At 66.0% G+C, this 23,394-nt stretch carries 28 protein-coding genes and 1 pseudogene; 15 read left to right on the top strand and 14 right to left on the bottom strand.

Annotated features, from left to right (window positions below; translation table 11 throughout):
• The first annotated feature begins 155 nt into the window (after positions 1 to 155).
• The 4 genes from AWB94_RS11555 to AWB94_RS11570 all read left to right on the top strand — a co-directional run bounded on the left by AWB94_RS11555 (position 156) and on the right by AWB94_RS11570 (position 3,838).
• Complete coding sequence (locus AWB94_RS11555; protein ID WP_062659165.1) at positions 156 to 644, top strand: Lrp/AsnC family transcriptional regulator; 489 nt, start codon at positions 156 to 158, stop codon at positions 642 to 644.
• 203 nt (positions 645 to 847) lie between these two features.
• The gene (locus tag AWB94_RS11560; protein WP_062659082.1) at positions 848 to 2,395 is read left to right on the top strand and encodes an acyl--CoA ligase family protein; all 1,548 of its coding nucleotides are present in this window, start codon (positions 848 to 850) and stop codon (positions 2,393 to 2,395) included.
• 140 nt (positions 2,396 to 2,535) lie between these two features.
• A complete protein-coding gene (locus AWB94_RS11565) occupies positions 2,536 to 2,895 on the top strand; it encodes a hypothetical protein (RefSeq protein ID WP_131805392.1) in 360 nt (119 codons plus the stop codon).
• Positions 2,896 to 3,256: 361 nt separating this feature from the next.
• Positions 3,257 to 3,838 (top strand): sigma-70 family RNA polymerase sigma factor, encoded by a 582-nt coding sequence (locus AWB94_RS11570; RefSeq protein WP_064961375.1) that lies wholly within the window; start codon positions 3,257 to 3,259, stop codon positions 3,836 to 3,838.
• Positions 3,839 to 4,014: 176 nt separating this feature from the next.
• On the opposite strand, the gene AWB94_RS11580 is transcribed toward AWB94_RS11570, so the two are convergent.
• The 3 genes from AWB94_RS11580 to AWB94_RS11590 all read right to left on the bottom strand — a co-directional run bounded on the left by AWB94_RS11580 (position 4,015) and on the right by AWB94_RS11590 (position 6,123).
• Positions 4,015 to 4,707 carry a helix-turn-helix transcriptional regulator gene (locus tag AWB94_RS11580; protein ID WP_062659080.1) on the bottom strand — a complete coding sequence of 231 codons (693 nt, stop codon included), beginning with the start codon at positions 4,705 to 4,707 and terminating at the stop codon, positions 4,015 to 4,017.
• Positions 4,708 to 4,729: 22 nt separating this feature from the next.
• Positions 4,730 to 5,134, bottom strand: a complete 405-nt coding sequence (locus AWB94_RS11585; protein WP_062659079.1) for a nuclear transport factor 2 family protein — start codon at positions 5,132 to 5,134, stop codon at positions 4,730 to 4,732.
• Between the two features lie 155 nt (positions 5,135 to 5,289).
• Positions 5,290 to 6,123: a class I SAM-dependent methyltransferase gene (locus tag AWB94_RS11590; RefSeq protein ID WP_062659078.1), complete on the bottom strand. Its 834-nt coding sequence runs from the start codon at positions 6,121 to 6,123 to the stop codon at positions 5,290 to 5,292.
• 225 nt (positions 6,124 to 6,348) lie between these two features.
• Between AWB94_RS11590 and AWB94_RS11595 the strand changes: the two genes are divergently transcribed.
• Both AWB94_RS11595 and AWB94_RS11600 read left to right on the top strand, forming a co-directional pair.
• Positions 6,349 to 6,738, top strand: a complete 390-nt coding sequence (locus tag AWB94_RS11595) for a PPOX class F420-dependent oxidoreductase (RefSeq protein ID WP_062659077.1) — start codon at positions 6,349 to 6,351, stop codon at positions 6,736 to 6,738.
• A 5-nt stretch (positions 6,739 to 6,743) separates the two neighbouring features.
• Positions 6,744 to 7,043 carry a thiamine-binding protein gene (locus tag AWB94_RS11600; RefSeq protein WP_062659076.1) on the top strand — a complete coding sequence of 100 codons (300 nt, stop codon included), beginning with the start codon at positions 6,744 to 6,746 and terminating at the stop codon, positions 7,041 to 7,043.
• A gap of 23 nt (positions 7,044 to 7,066) precedes the next feature.
• On the opposite strand, the pseudogene AWB94_RS11605 reads toward AWB94_RS11600, so the two are convergent.
• Positions 7,067 to 7,348, bottom strand: a pseudogene (locus AWB94_RS11605) (dihydrofolate reductase family protein); the annotation flags it as partial.
• Between the two features lie 179 nt (positions 7,349 to 7,527).
• Between AWB94_RS11605 and AWB94_RS11610 the strand changes: the two are divergent.
• From AWB94_RS11610 to AWB94_RS11620, 3 genes are all read left to right on the top strand, one after another.
• Positions 7,528 to 9,360 (top strand): acyl-CoA dehydrogenase, encoded by a 1,833-nt coding sequence (locus tag AWB94_RS11610; protein WP_062659163.1) that lies wholly within the window; start codon positions 7,528 to 7,530, stop codon positions 9,358 to 9,360.
• Positions 9,361 to 9,418: 58 nt separating this feature from the next.
• Positions 9,419 to 10,135, top strand: a complete 717-nt coding sequence (locus AWB94_RS11615; RefSeq protein WP_062659075.1) for a type II toxin-antitoxin system VapC family toxin — start codon at positions 9,419 to 9,421, stop codon at positions 10,133 to 10,135.
• A 110-nt stretch (positions 10,136 to 10,245) separates the two neighbouring features.
• Positions 10,246 to 10,707 carry a nuclear transport factor 2 family protein gene (locus tag AWB94_RS11620; RefSeq protein ID WP_062659074.1) on the top strand — a complete coding sequence of 154 codons (462 nt, stop codon included), beginning with the start codon at positions 10,246 to 10,248 and terminating at the stop codon, positions 10,705 to 10,707.
• Positions 10,708 to 10,716: 9 nt separating this feature from the next.
• Here AWB94_RS11620 and AWB94_RS11625 read toward each other — a convergent pair whose 3' ends face one another.
• From AWB94_RS11625 to AWB94_RS11640, 4 genes are all read right to left on the bottom strand, one after another.
• Entirely contained in the window at positions 10,717 to 11,655 is a 939-nt protein-coding gene (locus tag AWB94_RS11625; protein ID WP_131805391.1) for a LysR family transcriptional regulator, read from the bottom strand.
• 107 nt (positions 11,656 to 11,762) lie between these two features.
• Complete coding sequence (locus tag AWB94_RS11630) at positions 11,763 to 13,529, bottom strand: MOSC domain-containing protein (protein WP_062659162.1); 1,767 nt, start codon at positions 13,527 to 13,529, stop codon at positions 11,763 to 11,765.
• 148 nt (positions 13,530 to 13,677) lie between these two features.
• A complete protein-coding gene (locus AWB94_RS11635; RefSeq protein WP_062659072.1) occupies positions 13,678 to 14,313 on the bottom strand; it encodes a pyridoxamine 5'-phosphate oxidase family protein in 636 nt (211 codons plus the stop codon).
• Positions 14,314 to 14,355: 42 nt separating this feature from the next.
• Entirely contained in the window at positions 14,356 to 15,222 is an 867-nt protein-coding gene (locus tag AWB94_RS11640; RefSeq protein ID WP_062659161.1) for an alpha/beta fold hydrolase, read from the bottom strand.
• Positions 15,223 to 15,457: 235 nt separating this feature from the next.
• Here AWB94_RS11640 and AWB94_RS11645 point away from each other — a divergent pair, with 235 nt between their 5' ends.
• Complete coding sequence (locus AWB94_RS11645) at positions 15,458 to 15,724, top strand: protein kinase family protein (protein ID WP_131805390.1); 267 nt, start codon at positions 15,458 to 15,460, stop codon at positions 15,722 to 15,724.
• On the opposite strand, the gene AWB94_RS11650 is transcribed toward AWB94_RS11645, so the two are convergent.
• The 5 genes from AWB94_RS11650 to AWB94_RS36270 all read right to left on the bottom strand — a co-directional run bounded on the left by AWB94_RS11650 (position 15,693) and on the right by AWB94_RS36270 (position 19,106).
• Positions 15,693 to 16,079, bottom strand: coding sequence for a hypothetical protein (locus AWB94_RS11650; protein WP_062659070.1), 387 nt, complete (start codon positions 16,077 to 16,079; stop codon positions 15,693 to 15,695). The two genes, AWB94_RS11645 and AWB94_RS11650, sit on opposite strands and share 32 nt — an antisense overlap.
• A 108-nt stretch (positions 16,080 to 16,187) precedes the next feature.
• On the bottom strand, positions 16,188 to 17,267 hold the full coding sequence (mraY, locus tag AWB94_RS11655) for a phospho-N-acetylmuramoyl-pentapeptide-transferase (protein ID WP_062659069.1): 1,080 nt from the start codon (positions 17,265 to 17,267) through the stop codon (positions 16,188 to 16,190).
• Positions 17,268 to 17,375: 108 nt separating this feature from the next.
• Positions 17,376 to 17,576 (bottom strand): DUF1737 domain-containing protein, encoded by a 201-nt coding sequence (locus AWB94_RS11660; RefSeq protein WP_084395438.1) that lies wholly within the window; start codon positions 17,574 to 17,576, stop codon positions 17,376 to 17,378.
• A 36-nt stretch (positions 17,577 to 17,612) separates the two neighbouring features.
• Positions 17,613 to 18,572, bottom strand: a complete 960-nt coding sequence (pip, locus tag AWB94_RS11665) for a prolyl aminopeptidase (RefSeq protein ID WP_062659067.1) — start codon at positions 18,570 to 18,572, stop codon at positions 17,613 to 17,615.
• A 63-nt stretch (positions 18,573 to 18,635) separates the two neighbouring features.
• The gene (locus AWB94_RS36270) at positions 18,636 to 19,106 is read right to left on the bottom strand and encodes a nitroreductase family deazaflavin-dependent oxidoreductase (RefSeq protein WP_084395429.1); all 471 of its coding nucleotides are present in this window, start codon (positions 19,104 to 19,106) and stop codon (positions 18,636 to 18,638) included.
• Positions 19,107 to 19,356: 250 nt separating this feature from the next.
• Here AWB94_RS36270 and AWB94_RS11675 point away from each other — a divergent pair, with 250 nt between their 5' ends.
• The 5 genes from AWB94_RS11675 to AWB94_RS11695 all read left to right on the top strand — a co-directional run bounded on the left by AWB94_RS11675 (position 19,357) and on the right by AWB94_RS11695 (position 23,043).
• Complete coding sequence (locus AWB94_RS11675) at positions 19,357 to 19,977, top strand: carbonic anhydrase (protein ID WP_062659160.1); 621 nt, start codon at positions 19,357 to 19,359, stop codon at positions 19,975 to 19,977.
• A gap of 95 nt (positions 19,978 to 20,072) precedes the next feature.
• Complete coding sequence (locus AWB94_RS11680) at positions 20,073 to 20,678, top strand: class I SAM-dependent DNA methyltransferase (protein ID WP_062659066.1); 606 nt, start codon at positions 20,073 to 20,075, stop codon at positions 20,676 to 20,678.
• 117 nt (positions 20,679 to 20,795) lie between these two features.
• Positions 20,796 to 21,704: an MBL fold metallo-hydrolase gene (locus tag AWB94_RS11685; protein ID WP_062659065.1), complete on the top strand. Its 909-nt coding sequence runs from the start codon at positions 20,796 to 20,798 to the stop codon at positions 21,702 to 21,704.
• 117 nt (positions 21,705 to 21,821) lie between these two features.
• Positions 21,822 to 22,253, top strand: coding sequence for a hypothetical protein (locus tag AWB94_RS34600; protein ID WP_131805389.1), 432 nt, complete (start codon positions 21,822 to 21,824; stop codon positions 22,251 to 22,253).
• A 49-nt stretch (positions 22,254 to 22,302) separates the two neighbouring features.
• Positions 22,303 to 23,043, top strand: coding sequence for a cutinase family protein (locus AWB94_RS11695; protein WP_062659064.1), 741 nt, complete (start codon positions 22,303 to 22,305; stop codon positions 23,041 to 23,043).
• A gap of 73 nt (positions 23,044 to 23,116) precedes the next feature.
• Here AWB94_RS11695 and AWB94_RS11700 read toward each other — a convergent pair whose 3' ends face one another.
• On the bottom strand, positions 23,117 to 23,359 hold the full coding sequence (locus tag AWB94_RS11700; RefSeq protein WP_062659063.1) for a hypothetical protein: 243 nt from the start codon (positions 23,357 to 23,359) through the stop codon (positions 23,117 to 23,119).
• Between the last annotated feature and the right edge of the window lie 35 nt (positions 23,360 to 23,394).

Raw genomic sequence — 23,394 nt, forward strand, 5'->3', positions numbered from 1 at the left:
AAGGGACCCGACATCGTGGTGACGAATCGTCTGCCGAGGTACGGTTCGCTCGTGCAAAAAGTCATCTTGAGTGGACCATCTACACCTTGTATGCGCAATAACCGCCGCCTGCGATGTGCAATCTGCCCACCAACCGGCACTCGCGTGTCGTCGGGATGGGCATTGTGACAAACAAAACGCGTGTCGACGCGATCGACGCCAGGATCATCAGGGCACTCAACGACGATCCGCGGGCAACCGTGATCGCGCTCGCCGACGCCACCGGACTGTCCCGCAATACCGTCCAAGCCCGGCTCAGCAAGCTGGAAAGCCAGGGCGTATTGCGATCGCTCGAACGCCGCGTCGATCCGGCCGCGCTCGGATACCCGCTCACCGCTTTCATCCTGACCCGGGTGACACAGCGCAAGCTGGCCCGGATCGCCGCGTCCCTTGAGCAGGTTCCCGAGGTGATCGAAGTGCACGGGTTGGCGGGCGTCACCGACTTGATGGTCCATGTGGTGGCGCGGGAAGCCGATGATCTCTACCGGATAGCAGGGCAGATCCTGGACATCGACGGTGTGGAGCAGACAACCACGTCGCTGGTGATGCGCAAGCTGGTCGATTACCGGATCACCCCGCTGCTCGACGACCTCGACGACCGCTGATCGATCTGCGCACGGACGGACGCCCGGCAATCGGGAAAATTGGCAGATTGCGCGATGCTGCCGATGTCCGTTGCCTGACGGAGTAGGACCGTGTTCACTCGGTCGCACCCCAGCCGGTACTGCGCCGGTCGGTGCCAACATCATCGATCCCGAGGAGCGACGCCGCGATGAACACCCGAAGGCAATCAGCGCAACCTCCGTCGATGAGCTACGAACCGTTGACACCCACCGCATACCTCGATCGGGCGGCCAGCTGTCATGGAGACCGATTGGCCGTGGTCGACGGCGACAACGGGTGGACCTACGAACAGCTCCACCTTCGGTCCGCTCAGCTCGCCGGCGCCCTGGCACAGTTGTCATCGGGCAAGCCCGTCGCCGTGTTGGCTCCCAACTCACATGTTCTGCTGGAGTCCCATTTCGGCGTTCCGTGGTCCGGTTCGCCGCTCATCGCACTGAACACCCGGCTCTCGGCGATCGAGATCGCCTACATGCTCAGCCATTCGGAGGCGTCCGTACTCATCTACGACCCGGGTCATGCCGAGGTCGTCGACCGCGTGCGGGCTCAGATGAGCAACTCACCGATCATGGTGCGGGCCGACGATGATCGGCACGGCGACTACGAGCAGATGCTGGCGGCGGCCCCGCCGGTACGGCGCACGCCGACAAACGAACTGGAGCTGCTGTCAGTCAACTACACATCGGGTACTACGGGAAAACCCAAGGGCGTCATGTACTCTCATCGCGGCGCGTATCTGCAAGCGTTGGCCATGGTCGGTCACACCGGGCTGTCCCCGTCCTCCGTCTATCTCTGGACACTCCCGATGTTTCACTGCAACGGATGGTGCTTCCCGTGGGCCGTGACAGCCGCGGCCGGCACCCATGTGTGCTTGCGCAAGGTCGACCCCTCCGACGTCTGGCGATTGATCCGCCAGCGGGGTGTCACTCACCTCAACGGCGCTCCAACGGTGCTGTCCATGCTGGCATACGCGGACGAGGCGGACAGCATCGATGGCACACCGGTCCGGGTCGCCACCGGCGGCGCACCGCCCTCGCCGGCGATCCTACGCCGCATGACAGCACTCGGATTCGACGTCACCCATCTCTACGGGTTGACGGAGACCTATGGACCTGCCGCCATCTGCGACTGGCGCCCCGAGTGGGATGAGCTCGGTCTCGACGCGCGCGCAAAAATGAAAGCCCGGCAGGGCGTCGCGAACATGATTTCCTGCGAGATTCGCGTTCTCGACGACGACGGCGCCGACGTGCCGCCGGACGGCATCAGCACCGGCGAGATCGCGCTGCGCGGAAACAACGTGATGCTCGGGTATTTGCACGACCCGGAAGCCACCGAATCGGCGGCACCAGACGGCTGGTTCAGAACCGGCGACCTGGGGGTGCGCCATCCCGACGGTTACATTGAACTACGCGATCGCAGCAAGGACGTGATCATCTCGGGTGGAGAGAACATCGCCTCGGTAGAGGTCGAGCAAGCGATCATGGAACACCCCGCCGTCCTCGACGTTGCGGTCATCGCCGTACCAGATGCTCAGTGGGGTGAGGTGCCGGCCGCCCACGTCGCACTCAAGCCCGGCTGTGAGGCGACGGCCGATGACATCATCGATCACGTGCGGTCCGCCATCGCGCGTTTCAAAGCCCCCAAGCACGTCATTTTCGGTGACCTACCGAAAACATCCACCGGCAAGACGCAGAAGTATCTCTTGCGCGAACGCACCCGGCAAGACCGGGGATAGTCGCGTTCGATAACGCCAACGACAACGCCGGGCCCTGGAGGGCCTCGGGCGACACCGATGACCCAGGGGCACATATGCGCTTTCATCGTGACCGGCACCGCTCGATCTCGGTACCCGACAACCCGACCGGAGGCAACACCGTGACCGCCGATGAGCTGGCTTGGCGTCTGGCCGACCTGCTGCCGCCGGTGTTGCCTGACATGGACCGGCACGCCATCTATGTTGCCCTGGGGTGTCGACACTTCCGTTCCGCCATCACGCTGTCGCTGCGTGCCGTGATCAAGCACCGCTTAGGACTGCCCGCCGTAATGATCGACGACCTGCACACATGGATGGCCGTTCTGCACGATGACGGCGAGCGCGCTTCCCTCCAAGCCCTGTTGCAGATGGTGATTCAGCGCGAAGCCGCGCGCACCATACCGCCCTTGGCTCCCAGCCGGCGCCCACAGGTCGGCAGGGCACCCGCCGACGCAGGTGTGCAGTCCCATCACCACCGATGATCGTTCGGTCATCGTCACCGCAGTGCGGGAATATCGAGCTCTCTGCGGCCCGATAGCCGAATCTCGTCAAAGGCAATGCTGCACAGCGTAATCCGCGTCCATATGGTGGCATGAAGGTAAGCAAGACCACACGACAGACCCCACCGAATTCATCCCATGTTTGAGACACTCATGTGGTGCGCCGACGGTGAGCACGCGTCCCCGGCGCCCGTGTCCGAACGATCGATCCGCGTCGACCGCGTCTCGATCCCGCCGCTGAGCAAGGAATGAGATGCCCACGAACCCGATCACAGCCGCGACCTCCGATACGACCGAGAGCACCTGCACAGCAGGCACATCGGAGTGCTTCGCACGGGAGGTGATGCCCTACGCCTATGCCTTGCTGCGAAAGGCACGCCAGCTGACACGCAATGATGCCGACGCCGAGGACTTGACACAGGAAACGTTGCTGCGGGCCTATGCCGGCTTCGCGCGGTTGCGTCCCGACAGCAACATCCGCGCCTGGCTCTACCGCATCCAGACCAACACGTGGATCAGCACCCACCGTGCCCGCCTCTGTCGTCCACCGGAAAGCCTGACCGGCCGCATCACCGATGATCAACTGGCACACGATTGGCCGTGCGGCTCGGCGGCCTGCGCGTCGGCCGAGGTTGCCGCGCTCGAGCATCTGCCGCACGATCAGATCACGGCTGCGCTGCGCCATATCGACGAGGCACAGCGCACCGTCGTCTACCTCGCCGACGTGGAGGGCTTGCCCTACAAGGCCATTGCCCAGGTGACCGGGATGCCGTTGGGCACGGTGATGTCGCGAATCCACCGCGGCCGCCGCGCTTTACGTGGCCTGCTCGACGATTACGCGCGCCGCCGCGGCTACCTACGTTCGGCCGACGTCATCGCGGCCGACGGCAGGGAAGTCGACTGTCCCGTGAGACTCCCCGGCTGAGCGCACCCGCCGTGACTCACACGCAGAATCACGTCGACCCCGTCCCGCGGGTGGCTTCCTGGAGTCAGGACCTCTTGTAGCAGCAGACCCCGAATGGCGGCCACGGCCACGGTGGCCATGCTCAGCGCTTCCTTGGTCCTTCATCTGGACCCGCCGTCTCCTTGAGGTCTACCTCGTCACCCGAGCCGCCGAGTGCGCCATCGCGACAGATCCTCCTCCAGCACCGCAGGATCTCGCTCAGGAAAAACCTCGCCCGCGATCTCCAGACTGCGGATGCGATCCAGGTGAAAACCCCGGATGCCTTCCCGCAGCCGACACCATCCCACGAACATCCACGAATCACCTCCGCGCAGCAGACCCATCGGCTCGACGTCACGGCTGGTGTGCGTCTCACCGTCATCGGAGGTGTAGTCCAACCGTACGACCCGGCGCGCGGCGATTGCCTCGGGAATCAGTGAGATCGCCGCCGCGGAGGGCGACGGCGCGTCGATGACGAACATCGACGCCAACGCCTGACCGACCTGTGCGAGATGATCTTCCCGGCTGATCGCCAGGACCTTGGCCCGTGCCCGACGCGCTGCCGCCCCATACGGCGAGTTCTCCAGCAATCCGAGACCCGCGAGCACCGCGAGCGACTCCGGCACCGTGAGATTCAGCGGCGGCAGGGAGTGTTCCCGCAGGATCGAATACCCGCCTGACACCCCGTGGTCGGCATAGATCGGGACCCCCGCGAGCTGCAGGGACTGGATGTCACGCTCGACCGTGCGCTTGGACACGTCGAACTCCTCCGACAGCCGAGCGGCCGACAACGGCCGGCGTGCTCCCCGCAGCAGATCGACCAGCGCGTACAACCGCTCGGCTCTCCTCATGAACTATGAGTCTCCCCCGGTCTCAAGCCGGGTGCGTGCGTGTCCCGTTCACCGACCACACCTCGCGGATCAGTCCATCCTCGGTGAAGTCGAAGACGTCGATCCCGCCCGCACTGACGGCCCCGGCCTGCATGTTCCACAGCATCCGCCCGTGCGCGCCGTCCACGGCCCGCGAGACCTCGGTGAACACCACATCCGGATGCTGCCCGCGATACCGATGCAGGAACCGAGCGAAGCTGTCCGCACCCAGCACGTCGTCGCCCGGGTTGGACCCATCCGACTCGGAGATCAGGAAATGAATCCGGAAATCATCGCTGCATATCCGACGCGCGATCTCAGGATCCGCGTTCCACATCTCCAACCACACCGCCAGCGTCGCATCCGCGACAGCCGGGTCCGTCTCAACCGTGTTCGTGTTCTTGTTCATGACATCAGGATCCGACACGGGCGCGACAACGGTATGTCGGTGTTCGTGTTCTTGTTCATGACATCAGGATCCGACACGGGCGCGACAACGGTATGTCGGTGTTCGTACCGGTATCGGTGAACGGCGCCACCAACGCCTGTGAACGTGGAGCCCGGTCAGAACGCGTAGCGGAGGATCCGGGCCTTGCGCGCTCCGGTTCTGGTCCGCCCCATCAGCTTCGTCGCGACGCGTATCCAGCCGGGAAAGAGGTCGACCTCCGGCCGGTGCGCCAGGCTGGCCTCCTCGACCAACGTGATCCGCGGGTTCCAGGTCTGTGGATGACGCGCATCTTTGAAACCCGCATAGCCCCACTGGGTTCCGACATCCTTGAACATCTTCTGCGGGGCCAGCTTGATCGCGACGCGGCTGACCACACCGATCCCACCGTAGTCGTTGAAGGCGAGTTCACCGGCCTGGAAGTGCTCGGTGATGCAGCGGAAGACCTCGACGATCGTGTGTTCGGGCAAGAACGCGAAGAGCCCGTCGGCGACCAGCATGGTCGGCCGGTCACCCGGGATGCTGTCGGCCCAACGTTTGTCGGCCAAGGAAACGGGCACCGAGCGCACCCGTGGGTCGACCGGTAGAACTTCCTCGCGGACGGCCAAGATCCCTGGCAGGTCCACGTTGTACCAGTCCACCGACGTCGGTGGACTGACCCGGTAGAAACCGCTGTCGAGGCCCGCCCCGAGATCCACCACGACGGCGTCCGGGTGGCGTACGACGAAATCGCGTATCCGGTCGTCGAGCATCTTCGCGCGCAGCGCAGCCTGGCAGACCACGCTCGTCTGCACCCCGAGGCCCGCGAAGTCGTAGTCGATTTTGCCCACCACGTCGTCGGCGAGCGTGTCACCCAGGATTGGCTGCTGCCAACGACTGTCGAGCGCCCTGGCGTACACGGTGAGCAGGGCCGTCTGTTCGACGGCACTCAGTTCGGCGGTGTCAACCCCCAACGACCGCGAACATTACACCCGATCTCGGATTGAACGATTCAGCCAAAACGTTCAGGCCCTTGCGATTACGCGTTCAGCAGCGCACGATACGTGGCGAGTTTCCCCGGTCGGATACCTGAGCGGATCGACGCGGGTCCGCGATACCGTGGGCGGCCGAGTGCGCGATAGGGCGGAAGCGCGGTAGAACTGCGTGCAGACATCACCGACCGCATCGAGAGGATCAGCATGGCCACCGTTCCCGAGGGTTATGAAGCGCTGCTCGTTCGCCCGTTGTACGGCCACCTCGCCACCGTGCGTCCCGATGGCACCCCCCAGGTCAATGCGATGTGGTTCCTGTGGGACGGCGAGTTGCTGCGCTTCACGCACACCACCAAGCGGCAGAAATACCGCAACGTGACCGCCAACCCGGCGGTGGCGATGTCGGTCATCGATCCCGACAACCCATACCGCTTCTTGGAGGTCCGCGGCGTCGTGGAGGAGATCGTCCCCGACCCCACCGGGGCGTTCTATCTGCAACTCAACGATCGGTATGACGGACCGCTCACCGAGCCACCCGCAGACAAGGCCGACCGGGTGATCCTGGTGGTACGTCCGACCGCCTTCAGCAAGCAGTAGACGCCATGCTGGTGGCTTTCAGCGTCAGCCCATCGGGCGCAGACCAGGATGGCAGCGTCGGCGCGGCCGTCGCCGAAGCGGTCAGAGTGGTTCGAGCCTCGGGCCTGCCCAATGAGACCAATGCGATGTTCACCAACATCGAAGGTGAGTGGGATGAGGTCATGGCGGTGGTCAAACAGGCCGTGGAGGCCGTCGCGGCCGCTTCCCCGAGAGTCAGTCTGGTGCTCAAGGCGGATATCCGACCGGGCTACCGCGGACAACTGACGGCGAAGGTGCAACGCATCGAGGACGCCCTGCGGGACTGAGCGACGCGGGGACCCACCGCACCGCTCTCCAGGGAGCGCGAGAACACGACTTTGGGCATCGCGCACCAGATGCGGGCGAAGTCGACGATCAACGGGGTGGCGTCCGGGGCCTGCTCGGCCGTCGGCCAGTAGGCCGACATCAGGTCGTAGAGCCGCCTGCCGTAGAACGACAGTGCCGTCTCCCGCGCGAAGTCGTTCCAGTACTGGTGAAGTTCGTCGCTCGGCTCGGACCAGTCGATATTGCCCTGCGCGTCGGCGATGTACCCGTCCACCGATACGTTGAACCCATAGATGAGCTTGCCCATGACGATCAGACCGCGGCGGCAGCCAAAACTCAGCGCCCATGGCTACCGACGGCCCCGATGCCACCGGTAGCCATGACCAAAATCACAACCGAAACGACCTGGAATCCTCCGGTTCCGTAACCGTAGGTTCGGCGACCTACGGTTGCGTACCCTCTGGGACGCGGCGGATCGTGTCGCGGGTGAGCCACTACATCGCCAATGTTCGCGACGTGACCTTCAATCTGTTCGAGTTACTGCCAATCGCCGACGTCCTCGCCGGCGGCGGGTACGGCGATCTCGATGTCGACACCGTCCGCGCCATGCTCGACGAGGTCGCACGCCTGGCCGAAGAAGTCATCGCCGATTCCTTCGTCGACGGCGATCGCAATCCCCCGGTGTTCCTGCCCGACGAACACCGGATCACCGTTCCCGACCCGCTGGCCAAGACGGTGCAGATCGTGAAGGACGCCCAATGGTGGCGGGTCGGGCTCGACGAGCGGGCCGGGGGCACGCCGGCACCGGCGGCGCTGGTCTGGGCGATCCAGGAGATGGTCATCTGCGCCAACCCCTCCGCCATGTTCTTCTACGGCCTGGGCCCGGCGATGGCGCACACGCTCGCCGAGGTCGGAACCGACGAGCAACGGCATTGGGCGCGCACGGCGATGGACAAGGGCTGGTCGGCCACGATGGTGCTGACCGAGGCCGACGCCGGATCCGATGTGGGGGCCGGCCGGACCAAGGCGATCGCGCAAGACGACGGCACCTGGCATATCGAAGGCGTCAAACGGTTCATCTCCGGCGGCGACGTCGGCGACACCGCCGAGAACGTCTTCCATCTCGTCTTGGCCCGTCCCGAAGGCGCCGGACCCGGCACCAAGGGCCTGAGCCTGTTCTTCGTGCCCAATTACCTGTTCGACTCCGACAGCCTCGAGCTGGGCGAGCGCAACGGTGTATTCGTCACAGGCGTGGAACACAAGATGGGCATCAAGTCCTCACCCACCTGTGAGGTCAGCTTCGGCGTGCACGGCACCCCGGCGGTCGGTTACCTGGTCGGCGATGTGCACAACGGTATCGCCCAGATGTTCAAGGTGATCGAGAACGCCCGCATGACGGTCGGGGTGAAGGCCGCCGGAACCCTGTCGACCGGATATCTCAACGCGCTGGCCTACGCCAAGGAGCGAATCCAGGGGCCCGACCTCACCCAGATGGCCGACAAGACCGCCCCGCGGGTCGCCATCATCGAGCACCCCGACGTCCGGCGCAGCCTGATGACGCAGAAGGCCTACGCCGAGGGGCTGCGCTCGCTGTACCTTTACACGGCCGCATATCAGGATCCCGATGTGGCGCAGCTGGTTTCGGGTGCCGACCCCGTCATGGCGCACCGCGTCGAGGACCTGCTGCTACCCATCGTCAAAGGGGTGGGCTCCGAACGGGCCTACGAGATGCTCTCCGAGTCCCTGCAAACGCTCGGCGGCTCCGGATTTCTGCAGGACTACCCCATCGAGCAGTACGTCCGGGACGCCCGCATCGACGCCCTCTACGAGGGCACGACGGCCATCCAGTCCCTGGACTTCTTCTTCCGCAAGATCATCAAGGACCAGGGGTCGGCCCTGGCGCACGTCGCCAACCAGATCTCGGCCACGATCGACGCCGCCGACGTTCGGTTGGCGGCCCAGATCGGTTGTCTGGCAGCGGCATTGGCCGATGTGCAGGCCATGGCCGCCGCACTGACCGGCTACCTGATGGCGGCCCAGGACAAGCCCGAGCAGCTGTACAAGGTGGGCCTGAGCTCGGTGCGCTTCCTGATGGCGGTCGGGGACCTACTGATCGGCTGGCGGTTGCTGGTGTCGGCGGACAAAGCACTGCAAGCGCTCGACGAGGGCTCCGCCGAACGGGACCGGCCGTTCTACACCGGCAAGGTCGCGGTGGCGAAGTTCTTCGCCGAGAACATGCTGCCGTTGCTGACCTCGGTGCGTTCGGTGATCGAGTCGGTCAACACCGACATCATGAAACTCGAGCCGGGAGCTTTCTGAGCGAGCGAACGCATCCAAACGTTTCCCGCGCGCACCACACTTTCCTTAAGGTGGACCCGTGGAGTGGGAGTTCGAGGCCGAGGTCTTCCAGTGGCGCGGCCCCGCACCGTACTTCTTCGTCGCCACACCAGCCCGCGTCGACGACTTCTTGCGCGCCCATCACGGCGAGCTGACGTACGGCTGGGGCGTGGTGCCGGCGCACGTGCGCATCGGAGAGACCGAGGTGACCACATCGCTGATCCCGAAGGACGGCGGGCATCTGGTGCCGCTGAAGATCGCGCTCCGCCGTCCGGAAGGCATCGACGACGGCGATCACGTGCGAGTCCGGCTGGGGGTCGGCCGGCAAGACGTCGGTGAACCCGAGTCGACGCGGATGAACACGTTCGTCATCGATGCACCGGTGGCGATCGCCCTTGCCGCGGACGGAGTCACCATTCCGCCCGAGCGCAGCCTGACCGCTCCCACGCTGCTGCGCTCGCAGGTGCTGGCCCTCGTGTACGACTCCGTGCGCCGCGGGCAGATCGACGAAACGGACGGCCGGCGGGTACTCGACGGTGTCCGTCGCCTCGGGATCCGGTTTCTCGGCGATCGATCACTGGAAGATCACGCGTGGCGCCTGGCCACCGAATTGAACTGGCCCGACATACATCAAGCCCACTACATCGCACTGACCCAACTGCAAGCCGACGCGTTGGTGACGGCGGACGACGATCTGGCCGCAGTCGCAGGTTCCCTCGTCAAAACCGCATCCGTCACCGATATCCTGCGGGGGTAGTCCAGCGGCGTCATTGTTCGGATCTGCCGATCGCAGCCATCCGGTTCTGCCTATTTTTCGGATCGCGCCACGATGTGATCCTGTCTAGCGACGATCACGAGGAGACAACGATGAGCGAGTCGCGCCCACCTACGCCACCCTTCGATCTGGCGAGCGCCACACAGAAGGTTCAGGCCGCCGAAGATGTTTGGAACACCCACGACCCGCATCGCGTCAGCCTGGCGTACACCGCGGACAGCGTGTGGCGCAATCGTGACCAGTTCCTCACCGGCCGTGACGAGATCGTCGCCTTCCTCACCGCCAAGTGGGAGCGTGAACTGGACTACGCGCTGCGCAAGAGCCTGTGGGATTTTCACGACAACCGGATCGCGGTGCGCTTCCAGTACGAATGCCGGGACGCCTCGGGGCGGTGGTGGCGCAGCTACGGCAACGAGCTGTGGGAGTTCGACGAGAACGGACTCATGCGCCGCCGCGAGGCCAGCATCAACGATGTCGGCATCGAAGAGTCGCAGCGGCGCTACTTCGGCCCACGGCCGATCCACCAGCATGGCCAGGACTTTCCCCTGCACTGACGCAGCGGATCAGGCCTCGTCATGGCGGAGATGGTCGGGTTGGGTAACCCAACCCGACGGCACGTCGACCGACAGAGCCAGGTCGACGAACCGGCCCACCGCCGCACTCGCCGCCCGGATCGGACACCACTGCAGGGTGTACGGCACATGCAGTTCCGGTGCGAGCGGGATGAGCGGAGTCGACATGTGTTTTCCGGCAACGGATTTGGTTGTCAGGATCCAGTCGACTTCGGCTTGGGCCGCCCAGCGGCAGGCCGACAGGTCGGTGTCGGTCAGCTCCACCGTCGGCGGGGACACGCCGGCGGCCTCCAGCACCTGGCGTTGCGCCAATGTCCAGGCGGGGAACAACGCCTCGCTGTGCAAACCCAAGGTTTCGCCGACCAACTCATCCAGATCGATCCCGTGTCGCCCGGCGAGCCGATGGTCGGGCCGCAGCGACACGAAAAGTGGTTCCGCGCAGAATATTTCGCTGATGATCCCCGGCGGGTCCGGAACCTCTGCACAGGTGATGGCGAGGTCCAGTTCACCGTCGATTTCGGCGACGGTCCGCTCGAGGTCGGGTAGCCACATCCGCCGAATCGTCAGTTCGACATCGGGGGCGAGCTCTTTGAACGCCGCGGCGAGATGTGGCGCCAGGATGGGAGCGACGGGCGGTGTGACGCCGATCCGGACTCGCCCCGCGCCGCCCTCGGCGATCCGGCGTACCGCAGCGGTTGCTCCCTCCACCGAGTCGATGATGAGCTTGGCGCGGCCCAGCAGTTCGCTCCCGGCTTGGGTCAGCGCCACCCGCCGTGTGGTTCTGGTCAGCAGCGCGGCGCCCAGCTCGCGTTCCAGCCGTCGGACCAAGTCGCTGAGCGTCGGTTGCCCGATGTGCAACTTCTCCGCGGCACGGCCGAAGTGCAGTTCGGTTCCGACGGCGACGAACGCCTCCAACTGACGTAACTCCACCGACTGATCATACGATTCGGCGAACACGCGATCGGCGATCCCTTATCCCGCGGCACAGTGGATTCCCGGGATCCCCTCTGCCACAGTCATTTTGCGTCCAGCGGTCGTCACAGGTCCAGCACAATCGGCTCAGCGGGTTTCGCGATGCACAGCAGCACATTGCCTGGTGCGGGCGGGTCCAGGGGGTCGAGGTCGTAGCTGACCCGCCCGGCGAGCAACCCCGTCTCGCAGGTGTGACACACCCCGGTGCGGCACGACCAGCGCGTCGGTACGCCGCACGCTTCGGCGAACTCCAGGATGCTGCCGTAAGCGGCACCCCACGGCGCGGACAGGGCGCTGCGTGCGAACGCGATGGTCGGCCCCGGCCCGGCCGGACCGTCGGGCAGGTGCGGTGGCCCGGATTCCCCTTCTCCGGCAATGCCGGGCGTGATCGCCGAGCGGGCGCCGAACGTCTCGGCGTGAATATTGGCCGCGTCCAGCCCGTAGCTTTTCAGCGCAGCGCCCAGTTGATCCATGAACGACGCCGGCCCGCAGAGATACGCGGACCCATCACGAGGCAAGCTCAGTGTGGCCACTGCCTCCGCGTCCAGGTGGCCCTGCTGGTCGTAATCGACGCCGATCCGGTCGGTGGCCGACGGCCGGCTGTAGAACACCCGTGCCCGACCGTTGGGCAGCGCGCCCAGCAGTGCTCGGGTCTCCGCTGCGAAGGGATGTTCGTCGCCGTTGCGTGCGCCGTGCAGCCACCACACGGGTCGGGTCGGTTGTGTCGCTTGCAGGTGATGCAGCATGGAAAGAACCGGTGTCACACCGACGCCGGCAGACACCAGCAGGATCGGTTCGGTGCCGGCCGTCACGCAGAAGGAGCCACGCGGGGCGGCCACGTCGACGACATCACCCACGTCGAGATGCTCGTGGATGTAGGTGCTCACGGTACCCACCGGTTCCTGCTTGACGGTGATGCGGTAACCGCTCGTCCCGGGCGCGTTGGACAACGAATAATTGCGCACCAGAGGCATTCGGTTCGGCCCGGCCGGCAGCCGTAGCGTGATGGACTGGCCGGCGATCCATTCCGGTGACGGTGTGCCGTCGGCATTCGCCAGGAGCAGCGAGCGCACGTGCTGACTCTCGACATGGGTTGCGGCGACGCGCATGGGCCGGAATCCGGGCCAAGCGGGTGGCGGCACCGTCACGCCGGTCAGCCCACTGTTGCCCAGCGCCTCCGTCGTCCCGGCGGCCTGATCGAGCAGGCTTTGCAGGGATTGTCGCCAACCGGGGCTCAAGGCCGGGATCCGAAGACCCCGTTCCAGATCATCTCGGGAGTGCCCCGGCAGATACAACAACGCATCCATCTCGGCGACGGTGACGCGTTCGGGTCCGTCATCGATCTTGACGATGTCCTGGCCGGCTTCGATCTCGCCTTCGGTGAGCACCCGGCAATAGAAGCCGGTGCGGCGGTGCGCCACGAGTAACGCGGCCATTCTCGGCTCACCGATGCGCAGTCCAGCGCGATAACACGTCACGCGCGGTTGGGTGACTTCGACGACTGCATCGCCGATGCGGTACCGGTCACCGATACACACCTCGTCGTCGGGCAATCCGTCGACGGTGAGGTTCTCCCCCAGCACGCCGGGAACCAGATCGTCTCGCCCGAACTCGCGGGCCCAGTGCTGATATGACGCCACCTGGTACACCAGAACGGCACGGTTCTCGCCACCGTGGCCGGCCGTGTCGCCTTGCCCGTCGCCGTCGATGTTGAGCCGGCGCAGCATGCGTGGACCGGTAACCGGCGCTTTCCACGCTCCGGTGTGCACTGTGCGTCCCTTCCACGGAACGTCCTTGGGCATACCGACGTTCACCGACACCAGTGTGGCCATCTGCACCCTCCTGCTCACCGGATCACCGGACTGGGTCGAGTCCGTCACCATGACCTGTGCAGTTTCATACGCCTCGTCGCGCGCGTCGCGGATGAAACTGCACATTTGCGTCGGAGGTGGGTTGCACGGTGGTCACGGCCGGCCCCGTTCAGCTCGCACCGGTGAGGCGGTGACGCAGCTCGGCGTTCTCGGCTTCCAACGTCTCGATCCGACCCTGCAGGCGGGAGAGGCCGGGCTCCAGCTCGGCGACGCTGAAGCGCGGGGTGATGTGTTGCGGGCAGTTCCAGTCGAACGCATCGACGGACACCACAACGGAGCGTTCGACCACCGCCTCATAGGCCGGATCGGCCAAGGAGTGCGCCAACTCGGCGTCGGCCTCCGCGGAGACGATGCGCGCACGCCCGAAGATCTTCAGACGCGTGCGCCGCGCATAGTCCATGGCGATGATGGCCACCCTGTCGTCGCCGCTGAGGTTGCCCGTGCTGATGTACTGCAGGTTGCCCCGGAAATCGGCCCACGCGATCGTGTGCTCGTCGAGTGTGTGCACGAATCCTGGTGGACCTCCGCGGAATTGCACATACGGCCACCCGGTCTGGCTGACCGTCGCCAGGTAGAAACCATCCCGCTCACGCAGGAAGACCTGCTCGTCGTCGGTCAGTGGGTCCGGCCCGGCGGACGCGCTGCCGGCGACCGCCTTGCGCCGGTAGAAGGTGTCGCTGCCGTGTTCGCTTTGAGCGTGCTGGACATCATCGGTGAAGGCGATGGCCGGATAGTGTTTGCTCATGACCCACTCCTCGGCGTGGCTGCAGGTCACTCACCTTACGGGTTACAACCTGCCCATGAAGTCGCGAATGTAGCCGCTGATTTCATCGCCATGGGTCTCCAAAGCGAAATGGCCCGCGTCGAGCAGGTGGAACTCACCGTTGGGCAGGTCGCGCTTGAAGGCCTCGGCGCCCGGGGCCCCGAAGATCTCGTCGTTCTTCCCCCATGTCACCAGCAGCGGCGGCTGATGGGTGCGGAAGTACTCCTGGAACTTGGGGTAGCCGTCCAGGTTGAACTGGTAGTCCCAGAACAACTGGAGTTGGATGGCATCGTTGCCCTTACGGTCCAGCCCGGCCTGATCGAGCAGCCACGCTTCGGGGGCGATGCGGTCCAAGCGGTCGGCGGGCACACCGTGGGTGTACTGCCAGTAGGTCCTCTCGGCGGTGAAGTATTCGCGCACGGCGTCTTCGTTGGCCGCCCGGTCCTTGGCGTGGGCGAACAGGACGTCCCAGAACGGGGTGAAACCCTCCATATAGGCGTTGCCGCTTTGCGTGATGATGGCGGTGATCCGGTCGGGGCGGGTACTGGCGATCCGCAGCCCGATCGGCGCACCGTAGTCGTGAATGTAGAGCGCGAACCTGTCCAGGCCCAGGTGCGTGATGAGCTTCTCGGTGACCTCGGTCAATCGGTCGAAGCTGTAGGTGAATTGGTTGACCGACGGCATCGACGACCGCCCGAACCCGATGTGGTCGGGTGCGACGAGGTAGAAGCTGTCCGAAAGCGAATCGATCAAGTTCCGGAACATGTGCGAGCTCGACGGAAAGCCGTGCAGCAGCAGCAGGGTGGGGTTGGACCTGTCGCCGGCTTCGCGGTAGAAGACGTCCAGTCCGTCGATCTTTGCGGTGTGGTAGCGCGTGCCGAAGACGGACATCGTGACCTTTCGTTGCATGACAGTGACTCGGGTCCACCTTGCATGGCTGATGCGGCTGGAAAAAGGGGTGATTTCCGAACTCAGCGATCGTCGATCGCGATGAATCGATCTGATCTCTCCCCGAGTCAGCACGTCGCGGTGCGCGGCCCACCGTGCCCTGCATACTGGGCGCGTGTCGGTGAACCCCGGAATCACGGCCGGGCTGCTACCCGCCGATCGCGCGCGGTGGTCGCCGGTGACCACCGGCGAATCCGCAGCTTTCGTGCTCCGCGATGCCGACAGGTCGCGCTACGCGAAGGTGGTCTCGCACGAGCACGCCACCGATCTGGCCGACGAGCGCGATCACATCACCTGGCTCGGTGACGCCGGCATTCCCGTTGGCGCCGTGCTGGATTGGCCATCAGCGCCGATACGCGAGCTACTCTCCGCGTCACGATCCGCTCGGGCGGGATGCGATCACCGGCCGATGATCAGGGATGTGTCAGCCCCGGCAAGCAGTTGACGAACAAGATGCACGGCGGCGGCGGGGGCGCCGGTGGTCCCGGCGGGTTGCCGTTGAGCATGACGGGTTTGGTCGACGGGGCGGCCGGATCGAAATGGAACGTGTGGCAGACATTCATGTCCCAGCCTGGTATGGCTTTCATCCCCGAACCGGGGCACCACAGCTGACCGCAATCGCCGTTGGCGTTACAGGCGGGCAGCCCCTCCGGCGGCATGCACGGCGGGACATTCGCGTTCGACGGTGAACACTGCGGGACGGCGTAGGCCGGACTCGCGGACAGCCCGACGGCCGCGGCGGTGAGACCACCGGACAGCAGGGTCGCGGCCGCGGCCGCGGCGACAAACGCTCTCTTCATGGGCGCCCTTTCGACGACGCCGCGCGGGGCGGCGCTGATTGACCGATGCCCGATACCGTGCGCCGGGTGGCTTGGCAGATTCTTGGTGTCGAAAGGGACTGGCGGCCGTCAGGCGCCCACGGCCGCCAACCACTCGCCGTAGAACAGCGCGATGCCCAGGCCGCAGGCAATAGCGGTCGCCAGCCAGAGCCGGATGGTCAGGGTGGTCTCCGGCCAGCCCATCAGCTCGAAGTGGTGGTGCAGCGGTGTCATGCGAAAGACCCGACGGCCGGTGGTGCGGAAGGACGCAACCTGGATGACGACCGAGGTCACCTCGGCCACGAACAATGCGCCCACGATGACGGCCAGGATCTCGGTGCGACTGGTCACCGACAGCCCGGCGATGATGCCGCCCAGCGCGAGCGAACCCGTGTCCCCCATGATGATCCGGGCCGGTGCGGCGTTCCACCACAGGAACCCGATACAGGCGCCGGCGGTCGCCGCGGCGACGACGGCCAGGTCGCGCGGGTCGCGGACGTGATAACAACCGGCCGCCGCGGTGACCGCGCACGCATTCCGGAACTGCCAGAAGGTGATCAGCACGTAGGCCGCGCTCACCATCGCCATGGCGCCGGCTGCCAGACCATCCAGGCCGTCGGTGAGGTTGACGGCATTCGACCACGCCGTGACAACGAATACACAGAAGAGCACGAAGACGACGGGCACCATCGTCCACACGGCCATGTCGCGGACGTGGGACAACTGGGTGCTGCCCGGGGTGAGGCCGTCGGGGTTGTGGAAGTGCAACGCGAGCACACCGAACAGGACTCCCGTCACGATCTGACCCGCGGACTTGGCCCTCTTGTTCAAACCCAGATTGCGACCGCGGCGCAGTTTGACGTAATCGTCGGTGAATCCGACCACGCCGAGCGCGGTGGCCAGCCCGAGGACCAGCAGACCGGACGCTGACGGGCCCCGCATGCCGAAACCGAGTCCGATCAGGTTCGTGCTCAGGTAGCTTGCCCAGATCGCGGCCAGGATGGCCAGGCCACCCATCGTGGGTGTGCCACGCTTGCGTTGGTGCGTCCGCGGGGCGTCGTCGCGGATCTGCTGGCCGAGACCCAAGCGGACGAATACCCGGATGAGCACGGGTGTCAGCAGGATGGCTGCGGCCAGGGCGACGCCGGCGGCCATGAGAATCTGCGTCATCGACCGGTACCGAAGTTCACAGCGCAGGCATGTACTGGCTCCCCGACCCCCATGGGGCCAGTATGACCGACCGCCGGCGCAACCTACCGCGGCGACACCCGGCCGCGGTCAGGCGGCCGGAACCATCGGAGGCTGGTCCGGGCCGGGCCACACCACCGCCTGTGCCACCAGCACGCGACCATCACCGAATGTCACCGCGGGGCCGCCATGCAGCACGTAACCCAGGTCCAACGCCTCGCTGACCCGAACACAGAACGCCGCATCATCCGGCCCTGTCAGCACCCGATACCGTGGTAACCGATCGCCCATGCCGGCCATCCTCGCACAGCGCCAGGCGGTGCCGAGTCACCGGAACGCAAGGTCACCGTCGGTGAATCGTGAGATCGCCTGCCGGACAGCGACTGCCATCGCCAGCGTACCCGTGTGCCCCGAGTCGTCGATCACGGTGAGCTCGGCATCCGGCCACGCGCGGGCGAGCTCCCACGCGGACAGCACCGGTGCCGACAGGTCCAACCGACCGTGGATGAGTACGCCGGGGATGCCGGCAAGCCTGTCAGCGTCGCGTAAGAGCTGTCCGTCGTCGAGCCATCCGGAATGGGCGAAGTAATGCGTACAGATTCGCACGAAGGCGAGCTTCGCAGCGTCGGGTCGGGCGCTGTACTGCCCCGGGTTGCCGTGCACCTCGTGGGCGATTGCGGCGTCCTCCCAGCGGCACCACTCACGGGCGGCGTGTAGTCGCACGTCCGACTCGGGATGCTCCATCAATTGGCGGTAGGCCTCGACAAGGCTGCCGTGACGGAGGTGTGCCGGCACCGCGGCGCGGAACCGTTCCCACTGCTCGGGCAGCAGCCGCCGCAGCCCGTGATACAGCCAGTCGATCTCATCGGGCCTCGTCAAGGTGACCCCGATGATGATGATGCCCGCCACCCGCTGCGGATATCGCTGCGCGTAGGCCAGGATCAGCGTGCAGGCCCACGATCCACCGAAGAGCAGCCATCGCTCGACGCCCAGGTGCTGTCGTAGTTTCTCCATATCGGAGAGCAGATGCTCGGTGGTGTTGACGCTCATCTCGGTTGCCGGATCTGCGGCACTGGGCAGACTGTCCCCGCACCCGCGCTGGTCGAATGAGACGACCTGGAAAATGTTGTGGTCGAACGCCTTCTGCGCGGTCAGTGAGCGGCCACCACCCGGGCCGCCGTGCACGATCAACACCGTGCGTCCGGCCGGATTCCCGGCGGCTTCCCAGAACATCCGATTGCCATCGCCGACGTCGAGTAAGCCGTCGCGGCGTTCGTCATCCCCCACGGGTCACACGGTAGTCGACGGGCAACAGTAGATCGATCGTCCTGGCCTGCCCGAAAGTTCCCGTCAACGTGGCTGAAGTAGGACCAGTGGAATCGTCCTCGATGGCGGGACGCGTTTCGCGTAGCGGCGCCAATGGCTGGTATACGCCAGTGCTCGCGGCCACAGAGCTTGGCGTTCCTCACCAATGACTTCACTGGCCGCCACCTGCACGCGCCGTGCACCGATCTGAATTGTGGCGTGCGGGTGTGCACGGAGGTTGTAAAACCAAGCGGGGTTTGTCGGGTGGCCGCCTTTCGCTGCGACCAAGACGTAGCGGTCACCATCTCGCATGTACACGAGCGGAGTGGTGCGTAGTCGTCCGCTTCGAGCTCCAACGTGGTCGAGCAGCAGGATGGGTGGAACCCCGGGGAATCGCTCACCGAGGCGTCCGCCCGTCATGCGATAAATCGCCGCGTGTCCGCGGGCCAATGGCCCGATGATTGGCCAGGAGCGATCGATGATTCGCATCAGCACTTCGACGGGCGAGACGGACATGGCACGCTCCTGTTCACCTCGAACCTACCCGCCAATGTAGGTCGATCGAACCAACACGGACAAGATGGCGGCCACGAGTTTCGGCGGTCGCATGTCTGTATTCGACGCGAGGACGGCACTGTGACCGACACCAGCCGACGCCATCTAATCCCCTTATGCACCAGAATTTTTGGAGACGAACGCAGCGGGTCCAGGCACGGGCCGAACGGCGTCCACGGTGGATTCCCGCGCGTCGGGCACAATGTGCACCATGCCGTCGCCCAGTCCAGCAGCCACGTGGAGAGCTCTCAAGGCGGGCAACGAGCGGTTCGTCCAGGGCAAGCCCGCACATCCCGGACAGAGCAGCGCGGACCGCGCGCGGCTGACCCACACGCAGAAGCCCCATGTGGTGCTGTTCGGTTGCGCCGACAGTCGGGTGGCCGCCGAGATCATCTTCGACCAGGGACTCGGCGACATGTTCGTGGTACGGACCGCCGGACATGTCATCGATGCCGCGGTACTGGGTTCCATCGAGTACGCCCTCACCGTGCTCGACGTGCCACTGATCGTGGTTCTCGGGCATGACAACTGCGGCGCGGTCAGAGCCGCACTCTCGGCGATCGAGGGCGGCGTGATGCCGAGTGGCTACGTCCGCGAGATCGTCGACCGCGTCACGCCATCCATCCTGCCGGCGTATCACTCCGGGTTGACCCAGCCCGACGCGCTCGGTGCGCGGCATGCCGTCGAAACCGCCACGCAGTTGCGCATCCGCTCCGTGGCGGTGGCGCAGCGGATCCTGGCAGGAACCGTCGCCATCGCTGCCGCGACCTACCATCTGGCCGACGGCCGAATGGTGTTGCGGGCCCACTTGGGCGACATCGGCGAATTCTGACCGCCCTGCACGCCGACGTCGACGTCGCCCCACACCGCCACGGCACGCCCGGGTATCGAGGCGTCGCCGAACCGCCGAAATGCCATAGTGACCACATGACACAACCGGGATACGACGCGCTTGCCGACCAGTACGCCGCCATGTTTCCCGAGCCCTACCAGACCCCCTTCGAACGGCACGCGGTCGAAGCCTTTGTCGAGGTCATCCGGATGCCCGGCCACGTTGTGGATGTGGGTTGCGGTCCGGGGCATGTCACCCACGACCTCGCCAGCCGGGGACTCGACGTCATCGGATGCGACCCCAGCGCCGCCATGCTGGCCTTGGCGCGCAACGCTTACCCTCATCTGCGGTTCATCGACGACGACGCCACACTCACCCACATCGACGATGACATCGCGGCAATCATCGCCCGCTTCAGCCTGATTCACCTTCCGCCCGAACGCGTGGCCGCGGTCTTCCGATCGTGGGCGTCCCGACTGCTCCCGGACACGCCGGTGTTGATCGCCGTGCAGTCATCCGATACACCGGGCCCGGCAACACCTTTCGACCATGCCGTGGCACCGGCCTGGCGCTGGCATGCCGACGAGTTGAGCCGGGCGCTTTCCGCTGCGGGTTTCGACGAGGACTGGCGACTCGTCAACCGTCCCGACGACGTTCACCGCTTTCCAGGCGTTCACATGCTCGCGCACCGCCGGTCCTAGCGTGCACGGATGCGTGGCGCGACCGGCGCGGGATGAATCGCGGCGACGGCGGGCGATCTAGCGGAGGACACGTCACTCGACGCGGTCTTCCCGAGAGCGCACGCAGGAGAAGAGAACATGAGCCTGGACAACATCACCCGACACGACGGGCTCGACGAGCTCGTCCCGTCCCGGTACGCGGTCAAGGTGGGCGAAATCGACGTGACGGTGATCAGCGACGGCGTCCTACCCATCACCGCCTCGACGCTGGCCACCAACGCCGCACCGGCCGCGCTGGCGGGCTGGCTCGGCGACAATTTCCTGCCGCCCGAGATCATCGATTGGCCGCTGAATGTGGTGGTCGTGCGCACCGCCGGCAAGACCATCCTGGTCGATGCCGGCCTGGGTGTGGAGTTCCCCGACTTTCCGCGCGCCGGCCACACGGTCCAGCGTCTAGAGGCAGCCGGCATCGATCCCGGATCGGTGACCGACGTGGTGCTCACCCACCTGCACATGGACCACGTGGGCGGTCTGCTGACCGAGGGGTTGAAAGACCGGCTCCGGCCTGACCTGCGCATCCACGTCGCGGCGCGGGAAGCCGAGTTCTGGGCCGCGCCCGACTTCTCGCATACCACCATGCCGGCACCGGTACCCGCTGCGCTGCGGTCCATCGCCACGCGATTCCTGGACGAATATCACGGCCACCTGCACACATTCGATACCGAGTACGAGGTGGCGCCGGGTGTCCTGCTCTCCCGCACCGGCGGCCACACTCCTGGTCACAGCATCGTCCGGCTGGCATCGGGCGGTGACCGATTGACCTTCGCCGGGGATGCGGTATTCGCACCCGGGTTCGACAACCCCGAGTGGCACAACGGCTTCGAGCACGATCCCGAGGAGGCAGCCCGCGTCCGCATCGCGTTGCTGCGGGAGCTGGCCGGCACCGGTGAGGCACTGGTGGCCACCCACCTGCCTTTTCCGTCGGTGTGCCATGTGGCCACCGCAGGTGACGCATTCCGCTGGGTACCCGCTCCGTGGGACTACTGAGCACGCTCAGCAAACCGGGATGCTTAGCGGCGCTCAAAACCGGGTAACACCGCGAGGTCCGTTCTGCGCAACAGCGGCTTGGCTGTGCGCAGCCGTATGAAGAGAAACGAGCCTCACATGTCGATTGTTCGCATCATTCGTGGAGTACCCGTCACCGCCGTCGTTGCGGGCGCGGTCCTGGTCGGCGGGCTGACCGCAGCATGCGGTTCCGACAGTGGTGGCAGCGATTCCACCTCGACGTCCACCTCGACGACGGAGTCGACGCCGACCACCACGTCGACGACCGTCGTGGAGACGACCACCATGGCACCCGCCCCCGCCGAAACGGGTGCTCCGGGCGCCGGTGCCGGCCCCGGCGGGGCGACCGCCGGCGTGCCCGGCGCCGGTGCCGGCGCCGGCCCGGGTGGCGCCACGGCGGGCGTGCCCGGTGCGGGTGCCGGTGCCGGCCCGGGTGGCGCGACCGCGGGCGTGCCGGGCGCGAGCGCCGGCGCCGGTCCCGGTGGCGCGGGTGCGTGCGCGGGCCCGGTGTGCGTGGGAACGGGGGGATAATCCGTACCAGGTCCGCCACGCCTAGTCCCGAGATCTAACGGAGGTTTCGATGCGCGAAGAGTCCTGCGCTGAAGCTGGGGGGTCCCCCGTCCGAAGCGTCACGCGCCGGCTGGGCAGCCTGCTGGCTGCGACGGCCGCGGTGCTGGCCGGTGCCACGGTGACGGCACCGGCCGCCGTCGCCGCTCCCTGCCCGGACGCCGAGGTGGTGTTCGCCCGTGGCACCGGTGAACCACCCGGCCCGGGCGGTGTCGGGCAAGCCTTCATCGACGCACTGCGCGCCAAGGCGAGCGGGAAATCGGTCAGCGACTATGCGGTGAACTATCAGGCCAGCGCCGATTTCAACGACGGAATCCAGTTCGCCCTGACCGTCGTCGACGGGATCAGGGACGCCACCAACCACATCCAGGCGGTGGCTGCCGATTGCCCGGCCACCAAGATGGTGCTCGGCGGCTTCTCGCAAGGCGCGGCAGTGGCGGCGTTCAGTACTTCGGCCGAGATTCCCGCCGGTGTGCCGGCGGCCTTTGTGCCGGCTCCGATGGCTCCGGAGATTTCCGACCATGTCGCGGCGGTGGTGCTGTTCGGCAAGCCCTCGAACCAGTTCTTGAGCGATGCCGGTGCACCGCTGATCACGATCGGTCCGTTGTATGTGCCCAAGACGATCGACTTGTGCGCGCCCGGGGACACCATCTGCGATGGTGCGCCGCCCGGGCCCCCGACCGGAGCGCACACCGCGTACGTCGCCGACGGGTTGGTCAACCAGGCCGCGGAGTTTGCCGCGAGCAGGTTATAAGTTCACCCGCTACACAACCCCACTACACGACGTGGCCCCGGACGGGTATTCCGTCCGGGGCCACGTCCTGTCGCTATCCGTTGCCACCCACGGGCGGTGTGCCGCCGTTCGGCCCATATGGGCCGTTCTGCACGCCGTTCCCGGGCACGGGCGGGGTGGCCGATTCACTGGCGCTACCGGGTGCCTGGCACACGGTGGCGGTGCCGGCGTTCTGGCAGGGGTTGGGATCTGCCGACGCGGCCGGGGCGAGCGCGATGCCCGCCCCGGCGGCACAGGCCGCCACCAGCAGGGTCGTGGACGCAGTCTTGCGCATCATGAAATCTCCTCGATGCTGATCGATGATGTCTGGGT

Origin of the sequence: Mycolicibacterium canariasense, assembly GCF_002101555.1 — a bacterium.
Lineage (GTDB): Bacteria > Actinomycetota > Actinomycetes > Mycobacteriales > Mycobacteriaceae > Mycobacterium > Mycobacterium canariasense.